The organism is Sphingopyxis sp. Root1497, from assembly GCF_001427085.1.
GTDB lineage: Bacteria > Pseudomonadota > Alphaproteobacteria > Sphingomonadales > Sphingomonadaceae > Sphingopyxis.
Map to the genome: position 1 here is coordinate 1 of NZ_LMGF01000005.1, position 16,039 is coordinate 16,039.

The 16,039-nt window shown below is 64.8% G+C and carries 12 protein-coding genes; 10 read left to right on the forward strand and 2 right to left on the reverse strand.

What is annotated here, in order from left to right; genetic code table 11:
* From ASD67_RS14495 to ASD67_RS14515, 5 genes are all read left to right on the forward strand, one after another.
* The coding region (locus tag ASD67_RS14495) for an adenylyl-sulfate kinase (protein ID WP_056348593.1) at window positions 1-313 on the forward strand (313 nt) is incomplete at its 5' end.
* Window positions 310-1,077 (forward strand): 3'(2'),5'-bisphosphate nucleotidase CysQ, encoded by a 768-nt coding sequence (locus ASD67_RS14500; protein ID WP_056348595.1) that lies wholly within the window; start codon window positions 310-312, stop codon window positions 1,075-1,077. The genes ASD67_RS14495 and ASD67_RS14500, both read left to right, overlap by 4 nt.
* Window positions 1,074-2,249: a sulfotransferase family protein gene (locus tag ASD67_RS14505; RefSeq protein ID WP_056348598.1), complete on the forward strand. Its 1,176-nt coding sequence runs from the start codon at window positions 1,074-1,076 to the stop codon at window positions 2,247-2,249. The genes ASD67_RS14500 and ASD67_RS14505 overlap by 4 nt, the downstream gene beginning before the upstream one ends.
* Window positions 2,242-3,426 carry a hypothetical protein gene (locus ASD67_RS14510; protein WP_056348601.1) on the forward strand — a complete coding sequence of 395 codons (1,185 nt, stop codon included), beginning with the start codon at window positions 2,242-2,244 and terminating at the stop codon, window positions 3,424-3,426. The genes ASD67_RS14505 and ASD67_RS14510 overlap by 8 nt, the downstream gene beginning before the upstream one ends.
* Before the next feature lie 92 nt (window positions 3,427-3,518).
* On the forward strand, window positions 3,519-5,885 hold the full coding sequence (locus ASD67_RS14515; protein ID WP_162248586.1) for a TonB-dependent receptor: 2,367 nt from the start codon (window positions 3,519-3,521) through the stop codon (window positions 5,883-5,885).
* A 190-nt stretch (window positions 5,886-6,075) separates the two neighbouring features.
* Here the strand turns inward: ASD67_RS14515 and ASD67_RS14520 are convergent, their stop codons facing one another.
* The gene (locus tag ASD67_RS14520; protein WP_056348606.1) at window positions 6,076-7,683 is read right to left on the reverse strand and encodes a GMC family oxidoreductase; all 1,608 of its coding nucleotides are present in this window, start codon (window positions 7,681-7,683) and stop codon (window positions 6,076-6,078) included.
* Between the two features lie 120 nt (window positions 7,684-7,803).
* Between ASD67_RS14520 and ASD67_RS14525 the strand changes: the two genes are divergently transcribed.
* The 3 genes from ASD67_RS14525 to ASD67_RS14535 are packed head-to-tail and all read left to right on the forward strand — an operon-like array spanning window position 7,804 to window position 11,745.
* Window positions 7,804-8,982 (forward strand): aromatic ring-hydroxylating oxygenase subunit alpha, encoded by a 1,179-nt coding sequence (locus ASD67_RS14525; protein ID WP_056348609.1) that lies wholly within the window; start codon window positions 7,804-7,806, stop codon window positions 8,980-8,982.
* 38 nt (window positions 8,983-9,020) lie between these two features.
* Window positions 9,021-10,520, forward strand: a complete 1,500-nt coding sequence (locus tag ASD67_RS14530; RefSeq protein WP_056348611.1) for a class I adenylate-forming enzyme family protein — start codon at window positions 9,021-9,023, stop codon at window positions 10,518-10,520.
* Between the two features lie 10 nt (window positions 10,521-10,530).
* Window positions 10,531-11,745 (forward strand): cytochrome P450, encoded by a 1,215-nt coding sequence (locus ASD67_RS14535; protein WP_056348614.1) that lies wholly within the window; start codon window positions 10,531-10,533, stop codon window positions 11,743-11,745.
* A 1-nt stretch (window position 11,746) separates the two neighbouring features.
* On the opposite strand, the gene ASD67_RS14540 is transcribed toward ASD67_RS14535, so the two are convergent.
* On the reverse strand, window positions 11,747-12,388 hold the full coding sequence (locus ASD67_RS14540) for a TetR/AcrR family transcriptional regulator (RefSeq protein WP_056351936.1): 642 nt from the start codon (window positions 12,386-12,388) through the stop codon (window positions 11,747-11,749).
* Window positions 12,389-12,533: 145 nt separating this feature from the next.
* Here ASD67_RS14540 and ASD67_RS14545 point away from each other — a divergent pair, with 145 nt between their 5' ends.
* Window positions 12,534-13,388 carry an alpha/beta fold hydrolase gene (locus ASD67_RS14545; protein WP_056351939.1) on the forward strand — a complete coding sequence of 285 codons (855 nt, stop codon included), beginning with the start codon at window positions 12,534-12,536 and terminating at the stop codon, window positions 13,386-13,388.
* Between the two features lie 157 nt (window positions 13,389-13,545).
* Window positions 13,546-15,987, forward strand: coding sequence for a TonB-dependent receptor (locus ASD67_RS14550; RefSeq protein WP_056348618.1), 2,442 nt, complete (start codon window positions 13,546-13,548; stop codon window positions 15,985-15,987).
* Window positions 15,988-16,039 lie beyond the last annotated feature (52 nt).

A 16,039-nucleotide genomic window follows, 5' to 3' on the forward strand; every position in this document is an offset into this window, starting at 1 on the left:
CAAGCTGATGACCGATGCCGGGCTGATCGTGATCACCGCGTTCATCAGCCCGTTCAAGGTCGAGCGCGACATGGTCCGCTCGATGCTACCGCAAGGCGAGTTCGTCGAGATCTTCGTCGATACGCCGCTGGCCGAGGCCGAGAAGCGCGACGTCAAGGGGCTCTACAAAAAGGCCCGCAGTGGCCAGCTCAAGAACTTCACCGGTATCGACAGCCCCTATGAAGCGCCCGAAGATGCCGAAGTCCGCATCGATACCACGGCTTTGAGTCCGGACGAGGCCGCCGACCTCATCGTCGACAGGCTCATCGGATGAGCGCCGGACTCGACGACGCCGCGCTCGCCGCGCATCTCGCCGACTATGCAGGCCGCATCCTGCTCCTCGTGCGCGACTCCGGCCTCTTCACCGGCAAGGCGCTCGGCAAGGCGGGCGATCAGGTCGCGAACCAGTTCCTCATCCACGCGCTGCGCGAACAGCGCCCCGATGACGGCCTGCTGTCCGAGGAAAGCCAGGACACCCCCGATCGCCTCGGCAAGCGCCGCGTCTGGATCATCGATCCGCTCGACGGCACCCGCGAATATGGCGAGGGGCGCAGCGACTGGGCGGTGCATGTCGCGCTCGCGATCGACGGCGTGCCGACCGTCGGCGCGGTCGCGCTGCCCGGGCTCGACGGCGGCATCCTACTCGCCACCGACCGCGCCGGCCCGCTCCCCGAAGCCGCCGCGCGCCCGCGCCTCGCGGTCAGTCGTACCCGCCCCGCCGCCGAAGCCCTCACCGTCGCCGAAAAACTCGGCGCCGAGCTCGTCCCGATGGGCTCGGCGGGCGCCAAGGCGATGGCGGTCGTGCGCGGCGACGTCGACATCTATCTGCACAGCGGCGGCCAATTTGAATGGGACAGCGCGGCGCCCGCCGCGGTGGCGCTTGCGCACGGGTTGCACGCCTCGCGCATCGACGGCGCGCCGCTCGTTTATAACCAGCAGGACGTGGCGATGCCCGACCTGCTGATCTGCCGCAAGGACATGGCCGACAGTCTGCTCGCGGCCTGCCGCAATCCACACATCGGGGGGAAAGACGCATGACCGGTTTCGACACGGCGGACGGCGCGCGCGCGCTGGCCGCGGCGCGCGCGGAAAGCGGCATCGACCGCGAAGAACCGCAGGATTTCCGCGCCGCGCTCGACGCCTTCTATCATTTCGCCCGCCGCAACACGCCGACCCCCGAGGGTCTCGCGCAGCTCGACACGATGGTCCAGCGCTTGCTGATTAACCGCCTGCGCTTCGCCGACGACCTCGCGCGCCACCCCGAAATCCTGACCGAAAATGTCGTCGACCCGATCGTCGTGCTCGGCTTCCCGCGCAGCGGCACCACGGTGCTCCAGCGCATGATGTCGGCGGATCCCGCGATGCAGTCGCTCAAATTCTGGCGCCTGCTCAACCCCGCGCCCTTCCCGGGCGATGCGCCGCACGAACCAGGCGGGCGGCTGGCCTATGCCGAGGCGGTCGCCGACGCGATCCGCATCGGCAATCCCGCGCTCCACGCCGCGCACCCCGCGGTCGCCGATGACGCCGACGAGGACTGGAACCTCCATCACCTCAGCTTCCAGCATGTCGGCCAAATCTACACCGGCGTCCCCGATGCCGATTATCTTGCATATCTGCGCACGCTGCCGCGCCGCCCGAGCTATGCCTATGTCGCCGACCTGCTGCGCTATCTGCAATGGCAGGACGGCGGCCGCCGCGGACGCAAATGGATCCTCAAGAGCCCGGTGCATGTTGGTCATCTCGAAGAGATGCTGGCCTGTCATCCCGGCGCGACCTTCGTCTATCCGCGCCGTGATTTTCGCACCGTGGTTGCTTCCTTCTGCAACGCACTCGAAGCCGCAGGACAGCCGTATCTGACGCGCTCGCCCGCCGCGATCGGGCGTATCGCGCTCGAATATTGGGTCCCCGAAATGCACCGCTTCAGCCAAGCACGCGTCCGGCTCGGGGCGCGGCTCAAGATGATCGAGGTCGATTATCGCGACATGCTCGCCGACCCGATCCCGCATATCCGCGACATTTACGCGCAGGACGGGACGCGTTTGTCGGACGAGGGCGAAGCCGCGATCCGCGCGTGGATCGCCGACAATCCCGCCGGCAAGCACGGCATCAACCAATATTCGCTGGAACGGTACGAACTGACCGAGGCGATGGTCGACGAGGCCTTCGGCTTCCTCGACGCCACCAGCAAGGAGACCAGGGCCCATGTCTGATATCGCCAACGGCTATACGCAATTTCTCGAAGCGGCGCGCGAGGTGGAGGCGATCATTCGCGCCCACCCTGGCACCACCGACGCCGACCTGGCGGAGGGCTATCATTATCTGTCGGGCATGTGGATTTTCCACGTCGAACGCGCGTTCAAAAGCTATGATGTCGATCGCCCCGCCTTTGTGCGCGACATGGACAATGTCCGCACCTGGGGCCTGCCCACCCCCGACCATCATTATTACAGCGCCCAGATCGACGGCGCCGGCGTCTATCGCCTGTTCGGCAATCGCGGCACCACCGTCGATTATTGCTTCGAACTCGTGTCGGGCCTCGCCGGCGACGACGGGGTCGTCGGCGACCGCATCGGCGTGCTCGAATCGAGCCGGTTACAGATCGAGGCCGACGGTCATTTCGAACTGTGGATCGGCGGCCCCGAACGGCCCGGCAACTGGATGCCCTGCGACCAGCGCGCGCGCTGCCTGTTCGTGCGCCAGACCGTCAACGACTGGCTGACCGAACAGCCGACCCCGATGCTGATCGAGCGGATGGACCGGCCGACCCCGATCCCGCGGCGACCGGCGCTGGCGGACGTCCAGAAGCTCTATGCCATCGCGGCGAAGAACATGGTCGACCAGGTGCGATTCCTCGACGATTTCGCGCAAAACTGGGGCAAGATATTGCCGGTCAACGCCTATCCGGCGCCGAGCGTGGGACCCGCGGATGCCGGCTATTTCCCCGGACAGTATAATACCAAGGGCCGCTGGGAAGTGCCGGCGGGCAAGGCGCTCGTCATCACCATCGAGCCGAACGACGCGCGGTACCAGAGCTTGGCGCTCGCCCATCCGCTCTGGTTCAACAGCCTGTCGCCGCGCTCGGTCCAGTCGAGCATCACCGGGGCGCAATCGCTGGCGTCGAGCGACGGGCGGTTTCGCTATGTGATCGCCGGCGAGGACCCCGGGATCTGGAACTGGCTCGACACCACCGGCATCACCTCGGGCTTCATCTTCATGCGGTTCCAGCAACTCGCCTCGCGCACCCCGCCGGGGGCGCCGCGCACCAGGCTCGTCTCGCTTGCTTCGGTGCGCGACGAATTTCCAGCCGACGAACCGCGCGTCTCGCCGACCGAGCGTCAGGCGATCTCGCGGCTGCGGCGGCTTTCCGCCGACCGGCGCTATGCTTGAAAGGCCGCCGGGTGCCCGACCCGGATCGAATAATATCACTTGATAACAAGGATATGGGGAGGAATAAGATGATTGTTTCGCACAAAATCTTGATGGGTTCGACCGCCATTCTGATGGCGATGGCCGCGGTGCCCGCCGCGGCGCAGAGCGATCCGGCGGTGCCCGCCGTCGCCGAGGACGACGGCAACGACGGCATCATCGTCGTGACCGCGCAGCGGCGCGAGGAAGCGCTGCAGGACGTTCCGATCGCGGTGTCGGCGTTCCAGGGCGATCAGCTCCAATCGACCGGCATCGACGGCCTCCGCCAATTGTCGCAGATGGCGCCGTCGCTGGTGGTGCCCGAGGGCGGCAGCCAGTCGGTGCCCTATATTCGCGGCGTCGGCAGCCGCAACATCACCCCCGGCAACGAATCCAGCGCGGCGGTCTATATCGACGGCGTCTATCAGACCGACAAGACCGGCATCCTGCTCCAGACCTTTCCCGAGGTCGAATCGATCCAGGTGCTGCGCGGGCCGCAGGGGACCTTGTTCGGGCGCAACGCCACCTCGGGCGCGATCCTGATCTCGACCAGGAAGCCGAGCCAGGATTTCGGCGGCATGGTCGAGGGGACGTTGGGGACCGACGATCGCGGCGCGCGCGCCTATGTCACCACCGGACTTGGCGAAAGTCTGGCGTTCAGCGTCAGCGGTTTCTATCGCTATGAAACGCCCTACATCACCAACCGCAACCCGTCGAACGGCATCGGCAAGCGCACCGGCGAAGAGGAAACCTATGGTTTCCGGGGCAACCTATTGTTCGAGAGCGGCGATTTCTCGGCCATGGTGCAGGGCAATTATATCAAGGGCTATACGACGCCGATCATGGCGATGCAGCCCGCGCCGGGATCGCCTTTCTCGATCGGCGAGGCGGTGTCGGGGGTCGATATCCGCAATCCGAAGCGCAGCTATTATGGCGAGGTGCCGCCCGAGGTGCGCTACGACAGCTGGGGGACGTCGCTCCACCTCGACTATGATCTTGGCGACATCGCGATCAGCTCGACCAGCGCCTATACGCGCAGCGGTTCGGGGGTTCAGCTCGACCTCGACCTGTCGCCCGCCTCGGTCTTCTGGTTCGACACCGACCTCAAGGGCCGCACCTGGCAACAGGAATTGCTGGTGTCGTCGAAAGGCAGCGCGCCCTTCCAGTGGCTGCTCGGCGGATTCTACATCAACTATCGCGACGGCTACACGCAACTCGACCAATATGTCGGGCTTCCGGTTCCGAGCAAGCTCCAGCCGCATGTCATTCCGCAACGGCTGCTCGAACTGTCGGCGCTCGGCCTCGGGCCTACGTCGGGGCTCGCCTATATCGATCTCAGCACCTTCGTGAAAATCGAATCGGTCGGGCTGTTCGGCGAGGCGTCGTACGAGTTCGGGCAGGGGACAAAGATCACCGCCGGGCTGCGCTACACCGACGAGACCGCGACGCTCGACGCGGACAATGGCAAGGTAACCTATGTCCCCGACGGCGCCGGCGGGGTCATCGCGATCCCGCAGACGATCGGCGACGTCTGCGCCGCCGATCCGCAATGCGACGGGCTGAGCACCGGTTTTTCGGAGCTGACCTATCGCCTCGTCCTCGACCATAAATTCTCGGACGATCTGCTCGTCTATGCGAGCTACAACCGCGGCTTCAAGAGCGGGGTGTACAACATCTCCTCGCTGTCGGCGCGCGCGACCGAGCCCGAAACGATCGATGCCTTCGAGGTCGGGCTGAAATCGCAGCTGTTCGACCGCAAGCTGACGCTCAACCTCGCGGGCTATTACTACAAATACGACAATCTGCAGGTGCCGGTGGTCGACCCCGCCACCAACACCCAGATTTCGATCAACGCGGCGAAGGCGACGATTTCGGGGCTGGAGGCCGAAATGTCGTTCCGCCCCGACGACCGGTTGACGCTGAACGGCAGTTTCTCGACCTATTTCCAGTCGGAATATGACAGCTTCCCGAACTGCGAAATCTATCGCCCCGCGGGGGTCGGGCTGGCGCTCGCGACCAACGCCGATTGCTCGGGTCAGGATCTGCCGGTCACGCCCAATATCATGGCCAGCGTATCGGCGAACTACAAACTGCCGCTCGGCCGCGACGGCGAGCTCGAGCTGGCAGGGCTGCTCAGCTACACCGACGAATTCGACCATGCGACCCACGGTTTCTATCCGGCGGGGGTCGATGCCGGCGGCAATCCCTATCCGGCGGGCGAGGGACGGGCGCCGATCCAGAAATCGCTGACGACGCTCAACCTGTCGGCGACCTTCCGGCCGCTGAAGGACAATCTCTACGTCACCGTCTGGGGCCGCGACCTGCTCAACCAGGGCGACCGCGTGTTCCGCAACATGCAGACGACGACATTCGGCTATTCGACGGCGCTCGGCCGCGGGATCACCGGGGGCGTCACGATCGGCTATAAATTCGGTTCGTGACGGCGTGACGAGGCGGCGGGGCGGCGAAAAGGCGATAAGGGCATCGCCGGCGGTCCCGCCGCCTTAGTTGAGTGCGGGTAGTGCTGGACCGCTGCGCCCATTATGATCCCCGGCGAAAGCCGGGGCCCATGAGGGGAAGGCGATGTTGGCCGTCTGGGCCCCGGCTTTCGCCGGGGATCAGTACTTTTCGTCACCCCCCAGGCGCATCGCGCAAAATAATCTCCGCGCCCCTCCACGCCATCGCCATCGTCGGGCCATTGGTGTTGCCCGACGGGATCGCCGGCATGATCGAAGTGTCGATGACACGCAGCCCCTCGACGCCGCGCACACGCAGCGCCGGATCGACAACCGATGCGTCGTCCTTGCCCATGCGGCAACTGCCCACCGCATGATAGCCGCAGGTCCCGAACCGGTCATAGGCGTCGAGGATTTCGGCGTCGGTGGCGAAGCCGGGGCCGGGCAGCGTCTCTTCGGCGATCATGCCGGCGAGCGGTTGTTGCTTCGCATAGTCACGCATCACGCGCACCGCGACCGCCATCGCGGCGCGATCCTCGTCGGTGTCGCGGTAATTGGGCTTGAAGCTCGCCGCCGTATCGGGGTCGCGTGTCGCGATATGGATGCTGCCGCGCGAGGTCGGGCGCAGCGGATAGATCACCGCGTTGATCCCCGGATGTTTTTCGAGCTGCGTGCGCTGCGTCGCCATGTCGAAGCTGAAGGGCGCGATCAGCATCTGGACGTCGGGGCGGTTGAGCCCGGGGCGCGACTTGAACCAGCCACCAATCTCATAGGCCGCCGCCGACATCGGGCCGTCGCCGGTGAGATAATATTGGAGCGTCGCGAGCAGCAGCCGCCAGCCGCCGAAGACGCGGTTCTGCGACAGCGCCGCTTTGGTGAGCTTCCACTGCATGATGATGCCGCGATGCTCGATCAGCCCTTCGCCGACCTGCGGATTGTGATGGACGAGGGGGATGCCGAGCGTGGCGAGGCGGCTTGCGTCGCCGACGCCCGATCGTTCGAGGATCGCCGGGCTCGCCATCGCGCCGCCGCACAGGATCACCTCGTGGCGTGCGTCGATCCGCTCGCGCTGGCCGCCCTGGACGACCTCGACTCCGACCGCGCGGGTGCCGTCGAAGATCACGCGGTCGACGGTGCGGTCGGTGAGGACGGTGAGGTTGGGGCGCTTTTCGGCGGGGCGCAGGAACGCCTGCGCGGCGCTCTGGCGCTTGCCCTTCCAGATCGTGCGCGGGGCATAGCCGATCGCGACCTGATCGTCGGGGGCGTTGATGTCGGGCTTGTTCGCCCAGCCCATCGCTTCGCCGGCCGCGACCTGCGCGTCCGAAATCGGCAGGCGCTGGGTCGGCATCGATATCTTCATCGGCCCCGCATCGCCGCGCGTTTCGTCCGCGCCCAGTTCGTGATTCTCGAAGGCGCGATAGGCGGCGCCGATATGCTCCCAGCTCCAGTCGTCGCTCGACTGTTCGGCGATCGCGTCGAAATCGGCGGGCTGGCCGCGCACATACATCATGCCGTTGACCGACGACGACCCGCCGAGCACGCGCCCGCGCACCCATGCCTCGGACTGGCCCGCGGTCGACGCCTCGGGTTCGCTCATATGGACCCACAGATGCTTGGGATCCTGCATCACCTTGGCGAGTCCCTTGGGCATCGAAATGAAGGGATGGCGGTCGCGCGGCCCCGCTTCGATCAGCGCGACCGTCACCGCCGGATTCTCCGACAAGCGATAGGCGAGCACGCAGCCGGCGGCGCCCGCACCGCAGATAATATAGTCGAAGTCCATGACCCTATCCCTTCGATTCCGGCCATTTTTACGGCGCTTTCACCCGCACCATAAAAAACTATTGTTATTAGGTAAAGGGTCGAATAGGCTGAGGCCAACGAAAAGGAGAGGATTGGCGATATGGGTGAAGTTCGTGAAATTGCGCGCCCCGCCCGCAAACTGACCACGCTCGCCGATCTGACCCCGAGCCAGATCGAGGCGATCCGTAAGATCCCCGCCGAAAAGGACGCGGTCGTGGTCCCCTTCGGCGCGACGCGCCCCAACGCGATCTTCACCGGCCAGGACCGCTATGACCGCGAGCAGGAGCGGATCTTCCGCCGCTTTCCGGTCCCCGTCACCTGCTCGGCGCTGCTCGAGCCCGGCAGCATCGTCGCCAACGACAGCTATGGTTTTCCCATGCTCGTCTCGCGCACCCGCGACGGCACGATCAAGGCCTTCGTCAACGCGTGCCAGCACAAGGGCTCGAAGATCATCGAGGATTGCGCGGTCCACAAGCAGAGCCGCATGACCTGTCCCTATCACGCCTGGACCTATGGCATCGACGGCAAGCTGATCGGCGTGTCGCGCAGCGAAGCCTTTCAGGGACTCGACAAGAACCAGCGCGGACTGATCGAGCTCGAAGCGCGCGAGTGGGGCGGGATCGTCTATGTCCAGCTCAACCGCGACATCCCCGCCGACTGGTCGAACCTGTCGCAACAGGTCGCCGACGATTTCGACGCGCTCGGCATATCGTCGGCGCATGTCTATGGCCGCAAGACGTTCGATTTGCAGGCGAACTGGAAGGTCGTGCTCGAACCCTTCCTCGAGGGTTATCATGTCCAGCGACTCCACGCCGCGTCGATCGGCGACCGCTTTCAGGACGCGCCGAACATCGTCGACATGTTCGGGCCGAACATCCGGCAGGTGTCGGGGCGCATCGGCTACGTCCCCGAAATGCTGGACGAGGAGGCCGACGGCAATGTCCACAAGCTGGTGACCCACGCTTACACGACCTTCCCCAACTGCGTCGTGGTGACCAGCCAATATTATATCAGCGTCATGCTGCTGATGCCGCGCGGTCCCGCCCGAACGACGGTCGAATATTTCATGCTCACCCCCGAAGCGGCGTCGACGCCGAAGGCCGAGGAGGTGTTTGCGCGCTCTTATGAGCTGATCCTCAGCGTCTTTGGCGGCGAGGATTTCCGGGCGGCCGAGATCAGCCAGCAGGGGCTGAACGCCGGGGTGCCCGAAGAAACGATCTATTGCGGACTCGAGAGCAATATTATCCATTATTATGAAGCGATCGAAGCACTGCTGTAACGACGGACCCGGCGATAGATCGGACAGAGAGGGACTGAATGGCGCAGACATTGCCGGGTGCGATGGATTGGTGGGCGCGGATGCGGCCCGAGCAGCCCGCGGTGGTGCTCGGCGGCGACCGGCTGAGCTATGGCGAATATAAGGCCTGGTCCGACCGCGTCGCTGCGATGCTGGAGGCCGACGGGCTGCAGCCGGGCGAGCGGGTCGCGATCTGCTCGACCAACAGCCTCGCTTATTGCGCGCTGATCATGGGGATCATCCGGGCGGGCGGGATCGTCAATCCGGTCAATTTCCGCTTCACGCCGCGCGAAATCCGCGAGTTGTGCGAGACGACCGAACCGCGCTTTGCCTTTGCTACCCCGGATTTCGAGGCGAATGTCGCGGCGGCGGGGCTGACCCCGCGCGCCATGGCGGAGATAGAGGCTCTACGCCACGCCGCAGCCGCATCGCCGGCGCATGATCCGGTGCCCGAAGCCCCCGTCGTCATCATTGCGACCAGCGGATCGACCGCCAAGCCCAAGGGGGTCGTCTTCACCAACCGGTCGATGACCGCCTATGCGGCGTGCTGGGCGATCGAGGAGGTCTCGTCGTCGCCGGGATCGCGCGTGATCACGCTCGCACCGCTGAACACCTCGGCGGGCTTCGTCCAACTCATCCATTATACGGTGCAGGGCTGTACGGTCTACATGGAGCCGGCCTTCGTCCCCGACGCTATCCTGCAACTGATTCAGGATGAGAAGATCGGCTGTTTCGGCGGAGTGCCCACTTTCTTCGAGGCGATCACACGCTGTCCTGACTTCGCCGACGCCGACCTGTCGTCGATCCGCCTCGCGACCGCGGGCGGCGCGCGGGTCAGCCGGCAATTGCTCGACACCTGGAAGGCCAAGGGCATCACGATCCGGCAGATTTACGGCCAGACCGAAGTCGGCGGCAATGCGACGATGATGCCCGAGCATTTGGCGATCGAAGAGTCCGAGAAATGCGGCTGGGGCGGCATTTTTATGGATTTGCGTGTCGTGCGCGCCGACGGAAGCGACTGCGACCCCGGCGAACCCGGCGAGATATTGATGCGCTCGCCCGGCATGATGCAGGGCTATTGGCGCAATCCGGAGGAGACCGCGAAGGCGATCCGTGGCGGATGGCTCTATTCGGGCGACATCGGCACGCTCGACGAACGCGGCTTGCTGACCTTTGTCGATCGGATGAAGGACCTGATCATTTCGGGCGGCCTCAACATCTCGGCCGCCGAGGTCGAGCGGGTGGTGTGCGAGTTTCCGGGCGTGATCGAGGCGCTGGCGATCGCCGCGCCCGATCCGAAGTTCGGCGAGACGCCTTTCGTCGTTTATCACGGCGCCGCCGAGGTCGATGTCGCGGCGCTGATCGACCACTGCAACACGAACCTGTCGAATTACAAGGTGCCGCGTTACGTCGCTTTCTCTGCCGACCCGCTGCCGCGGCTCGCGACCGGAAAATTGTCGAAGCCCGCGGTGCGCGAAGCCTATGCCGGCGCTCATGAGACGATGGAGCGCGTCAGATGAGGAGCCGTCGATGACCGCCGCCCAACTCGCCGCCGCGCCGGTGCCGCCGCACATTCCGGCGCATCTGGTGTTCGATTTCGACATCTATGCCGATCCGCGCATCGGCGAGGATGTGCAGGGCACTTACGCGGCCGCGCTGTCGGACGCGCCCGATATTTTCTGGAGCCGGCTCAACGGCGGACATTGGATCGTCAAGAGCTTCGACGCGATCAGCCAGATCGTGCTCGACCCCGAGCATTTTTCGGTGCGCGAGATGCAGATTCCGCGCGTCAAGAACCCGCCCTTCATGATCCCGCTAAGCCTCGATCCACCCGAAAACCTGCCCTATCGCCGCGCGATGATGCCGATGTTCGGACCGAGCGCGATCAAGGCGCTCGAACCGCGGATCCGGGAATGGGCAGCCGAGTTCGTCGAGGCGGTCGCGGGCAAGGGCGCATGCGATTTCCAGGCCGATGTGTCGAAGGTGTTCCCGGTCAGCGTCTTCATGGAGTTGATGGGCATGGACCTCGCCCGGTTGCAGGATTTCCGCCATCTCGCCGAGGATTTCTTCTCGGCACAGAATGACGAAGCCGAATTAGGGCGGCTGAGCGCGTTGATCCTCGGTGAACTCAAGGGTCTGATCGCGGAGAAGCGCGCCGCGCCCGACGGCAAGCTGATGTCGCACTTCATCACCGTCGACATCGACGGTCGGACGATGAGCGACGATGAAATTCTCGCTATGAGCTTCGTGCTTTTCCTCGGCGGCATGGACACAGTCACCAACGTCACCGGCTTCGCCTTCCAGCAGCTCGCGCAGATGCCCGAAGTGCAGGCGCGGCTCGCCGCCGATCCGTCGCTGATCCCTGCTTTCGCCGACGAGGCGGTGCGGCTCTATGGCGTCGTCAACACGCCGCGGCTGGTGGTCGCGGACAAGCAGATCGGCGATGCTTCATTTCGCGAAGGCGAGATGGTGCTCAATATCCTCTGTCTCGGCAGCCGCGACCCCGCGAAGTTCGAGCGGCCGAACGCCTTCGACCTCGACCGCAAGAAGACCGCGCACCTGACCTTTTCGTCGGGTCCGCATCTGTGTGTCGGGCATGTTCTCGGCCGGGCCGAGCTTCGCATCCTGACCGAGGAATGGGTGAAGCGTATCCCGGCGTTCCGTGCGACGGCGGGCGAACGCCATGCCTTTCGTATCGGCACGGTGATGGCGCTCGAAGCACTACCGATCGAATGGGCGGTCTGACCTAGTCGGCGTCGCCGAGCGGCGCGCCGATGGTATCCGTGCCCAGGCGCCGCCTGACGCCGACCAGGAACATGCGCAGCGCCTCGACGAACATCTCTTCGTCGCCAAAGGGATTGTCGTCCACAGCCTTGGCGAAGTACGGATATTTGGCCGCATCGACCGCCGGGATCACCGGGATGCCGCGCACCTGAGCCGACGCCTCGAACAGCGCGGTTCCGAAAGTATATTTCTCAATCGCATCGATCACGGTCAGGTGGATTGAGGGGGGGTAGGGTTCCTCGGACGCCGCGCGTTCATAGGCGGCGAGCAGCAGGTGGCGCGGGAAATAGCGCAGCATCAGCGGTGCGGCATTGGGATGTTTGAGCAGGGTGCGGCGGGTCACCACGCAGCGCGCGATGATCTGTTCCTCGAAGGACAGCGCGGGATCGTTCACCGTCGGGATGCGCACGAACATCATGCGCGCGACCTCCTGGAGCAGTTCCGACTTGTCCTTGAAATGATGGTAGAGTGAGGGCGGCCGCACCCCGAGCTTGCGCGCGACGAGGTTGAGGCTCAGTTCCTCAAGCCCGACCTCGTCGATCACCTCAAGCGCGGCCTCGGCCGCATTGGCGCGCGATATCAGCGGTTTGGATGGCCGTGCCAACGAAATTTTCCCCTTGCCCAAATTGCTCATGGCAGCGCGGGCGGGCGCGTGCCAGTGCAAAAACGCCGCCGCTTGGGGTGGCCTGTTCAATCTATTGACGTTAGATAATCCCGAGATCATTGTCGAGTATGAGGAGAGCCAGTCGATGACGGATCACTTGCAGGCCCGTGTGTTCGTGTCTTCGGACGGAGTCGAACTTGTCGGTGATCGCGGCGGGGCGGCGGATGCGCCGTGCGTGATCCTGCTCCACGGCGGCGGGCAGACGCGACACAGCTGGAACCGTGCGGTTGACAGCCTGCTCGACGCGGGATTGCAGGTGATCAATTTCGACGCGCGCGGGCATGGCGACAGCGACTGGTCGCCCACCGGCGCCTATGCACTCAGCGACCGCGCGGCCGATCTGCGCGCGGTGGCGGCCGATCTGCGCGTGCCGTTCGTCCTTGTTGGCGCATCGTTGGGCGGAGCGACCGCGATCCAGGCGGTGCACGAAGGGCTGCGGCCCGCGGGCGTCGTGCTCGTCGATATCGTGCCCGAACCCGATCCGCGCGGGATCGAGCGCATCGTCGGCTTCATGCACGGGCATCGCGAAGGCTTTGCGAGCATCGACGAGGCGGCGGCAGCGGTCGCGGCCTATAACCCGCAGCGTGCGCGGCCAACCGACACAAGCGGGCTGATGAAGAATCTGCGCCCGCGGGAGGGGCGCCTGTACTGGCATTGGGATCCGCGCATCCTCGATACCGCGCCGAGGACGCATCATATCGTCGTCGAGCGTGCGACCGAAACGCTGGGCGCGCTGGTCGACATGCCGGTGCTGTTGGTTCGCGGGCTGTCGAGCGACGTCGTCAGCGAGGCCGGGATCGTGGCCTTTCGGCGGCAGGTGCCGCGGCTCGAAATCCTCGACGTGCAGGGCGCCGGCCATATGGTCGCGGGCGATCGCAACGATGCATTCAACGATGGCGTGATCGCTTTTGCGAAGCGGTTACTGATGCCGGTTTCGTGATAGAGATTTGGCACTAACTATCAGATTTTATGATGGATAATATGTGTCCGACGAAAACCTTATGGCGTTAAATTTGCGATTGACTTTAAATCTAATGACTGTAGGTTAAATCCCACAGGGCCGCAGCTGACGGCTCGACCTTTGGGAGGAGACGGTCATGGATCGCAAAATTTCGCGTCCTGCAATTCGCTACGCTTGCCTGGCATCGGTTATCGCGCTCACGGCGGTTGCTGCGCCGGCTTACGCGCAGGACGCCCCCGCCGCGCCGCCGCCCGCCGACGAAGCGAATGCCGGCAACGACGCCGAAATCATCGTCACCGCGCGCCGCCGCGATGAGCGGCTGATCGACGCCCCGGTCGCGATCACCGCGCTCGGCGGCGCGGCGCTCGACAATTATGCGGTCACCGACTTCAACGATATCGCGCAGCTCGTACCGACGATGGTCGCGGGTAAGGCGGCGTCGGGGTCGTCGGCCAGCATCTTCCTCCGCGGCGTCGGTTCGACCGCGCTCAGCGCGGGTTTCGACCAGTCGGTGTCCTTCGTCGTCGACGGCATGCCGATGAGCCGCGGCCGCGAGATCGGTCTCAGCCAATATGACGTCCAGCGCGTCGAGGTGCTCAAGGGGCCGCAGGCCTTGTTCTTCGGCAAGAATGCCACGGCGGGCCTGATCGCGGTCACCACGAACAACCCGCGCGACGTCTTCGAGGCGGGATTCAAGGCGGGCTACGGTTTCGAGGCGCAGGAAAAATATGGCGAGGGCTATATTTCGGGTCCGCTCGCCGATGGGCTGCGCGCGCGCCTGGCCTTCCGCATCGCGGACAGCGAAGGCGCCTTCACCAACACCGCCGCGGCGACCTATACCGATCCGTTCGGCCTCCAGCGTCACAGCAACAGCAAATATCGTGGCGGCGGCCGTACCTATAGCGGACGTGCGACGCTCGAATGGGACGCCACCGACAATCTGACCTTCCAGGTCAAAAGCGGCTACACCGACCAGAAGGACGGCGGCCCGACCGACATCATCGAGCGCATCTGCGGCGGTGGTCGCACCACGCCCTTCGCCGCCAACGGCATTCCGCCGAGTCCCAATGCCGATTGCGTCATCAACGGCCGGTCGGACAGCTCGACGATCCCCGTCGAGGTGGCGAACCTCGATTATCGCTATGCCGGCGACGGACACATGTATTCGCGGCTCAAATCGGGTTTCGGTATCCTGACCGCGACGCTGGAGAGCGACGTGTTCGACGTCACCTCGATTACCTCCTATTACCGCTTCAAGCAGAACGACCTGAACAACGTGTCGGGTGAAGCCTATCCGGCGACCTTCTCGCAGCTTGCCGATTATCGCCAGACGTCGGAGGAACTGCGCTTCCAGTCGAAGTGGGGCGGGCCGGTCAACGTGCTGTTCGGGCTGTTCGCGTCGAGCAACAAGTTCATCTTCAACACCGATGCCTATATCTTCCCCTTGCCGGCTGTCGCAGCGGGCACGACCTATGTGACGTTCAAGCGCGACAATGGCTTCACCGGCAGCTCGATGTCGGCGTTCGGCGAAGTGACGGCGAATCTGTCCGACGCGATCGAACTCGCGGCGGGCGCGCGGTACAGCTATGAATCGCGCGACAGCTTCCAGGCGTCGCTCGCCGCCAATCCCGCCTTTGGTGCGGCGTTTCCGGGCGGGCTGCGGCTCGACGATCGTTATCGCGAATCCGACGTCTCGCCGCAGGTCACGCTTCGCTACAAGCCCTCGCGCGACCTGACCTTTTACGCCGCGTACAAGGAAGGTTTCAAATCGGGCGGGTTCAACATTTCGCAGACCCTGACCCCCGCGGCGACCGTCGCGGCCGGGCAGTTCGGTGCCGAACGGGCACGCGGCGGCGAGGTCGGGGGGCGTGCGATCCTGATGGGCGGCGCGCTTTCGCTCAACGCGACGGCCTATTATTACGACTATCTCGACCTGCAGGTGCAGAATTTCGATCCGGTCACCATCGGGCAGGTTGTGGCGAATGCCGGTACGCTGCGCGTCAAGGGCATCGAGGGCGATTTCAACTGGCGTTCGGGCGGCTTCTCGCTGCGCGGGGCAGCGGCCTACAACAATGCGTCCTACAAGGATTATGTCGGGCAATGCTATGGTGGTCAGACGATCGCGCAGGGTTGTAACCTGCTCCGCCCGTCTCCCGCTGCGGCTTTCACCAGCCAGGATTATGACGGGCTGACGCCGCCCAAGGCACCACGCTTTGCCGGTCGCCTCGGTGCTAGCTACGCGGTCGAGCTGTCGGATTCGGGCATGACGCTCGAAGCGAGCGGCGACATGAGCTATTCGGCCAAATATAATTTCTCCGACACGCTGCGCCCCGATGCGGTGCAGCCGAGCTTCACCAAGTTCGACGCCTCGCTGCGGCTGAAGGGTCCCGACGATCGCTGGACGCTGGCACTGATCGGCCGCAACCTGAGCAACAAGCTGGTGGTGACCGGCGGCTCGGAAATCCCGTTCACCGGCGGCACGGGAACGGGCACCGCCGGGCCCGGCGTGCTCAGCGACCTGTCGGCCTTCGTCGACAATCCGCGCGAGTTCTACATCGAAGCCTCGGTCAAATTCTGATGCTCGGCCGCGGTTCGCGCCGCGCAAGATCGACGATGAACCCGGCGCCGCG

Excerpts from the sequence above, each read along its gene's own strand:
- ASD67_RS14510 (WP_056348601.1), top strand. The coding sequence starts at position 2,242 with ATGTCTGATATCGCCAACGGCTATACGCAATTTCTCGAAGCGGCGCGC.
- ASD67_RS14505 (WP_056348598.1), top strand. The coding sequence starts at position 1,074 with ATGACCGGTTTCGACACGGCGGACGGCGCGCGCGCGCTGGCCGCGGCG.
- ASD67_RS14545 (WP_056351939.1), top strand. The coding sequence starts at position 12,534 with ATGACGGATCACTTGCAGGCCCGTGTGTTCGTGTCTTCGGACGGAGTC.
- ASD67_RS14520 (WP_056348606.1), bottom strand. The coding sequence starts at position 7,683 with ATGGACTTCGACTATATTATCTGCGGTGCGGGCGCCGCCGGCTGCGTG.
- ASD67_RS14525 (WP_056348609.1), top strand. The coding sequence starts at position 7,804 with ATGGGTGAAGTTCGTGAAATTGCGCGCCCCGCCCGCAAACTGACCACG.
- ASD67_RS14500 (WP_056348595.1), top strand. The coding sequence starts at position 310 with ATGAGCGCCGGACTCGACGACGCCGCGCTCGCCGCGCATCTCGCCGAC.
- ASD67_RS14515 (WP_162248586.1), top strand. The coding sequence starts at position 3,519 with ATGGGTTCGACCGCCATTCTGATGGCGATGGCCGCGGTGCCCGCCGCG.
- ASD67_RS14535 (WP_056348614.1), top strand. The coding sequence starts at position 10,531 with ATGACCGCCGCCCAACTCGCCGCCGCGCCGGTGCCGCCGCACATTCCG.
- ASD67_RS14550 (WP_056348618.1), top strand. The coding sequence starts at position 13,546 with ATGGATCGCAAAATTTCGCGTCCTGCAATTCGCTACGCTTGCCTGGCA.
- ASD67_RS14530 (WP_056348611.1), top strand. The coding sequence starts at position 9,021 with ATGGCGCAGACATTGCCGGGTGCGATGGATTGGTGGGCGCGGATGCGG.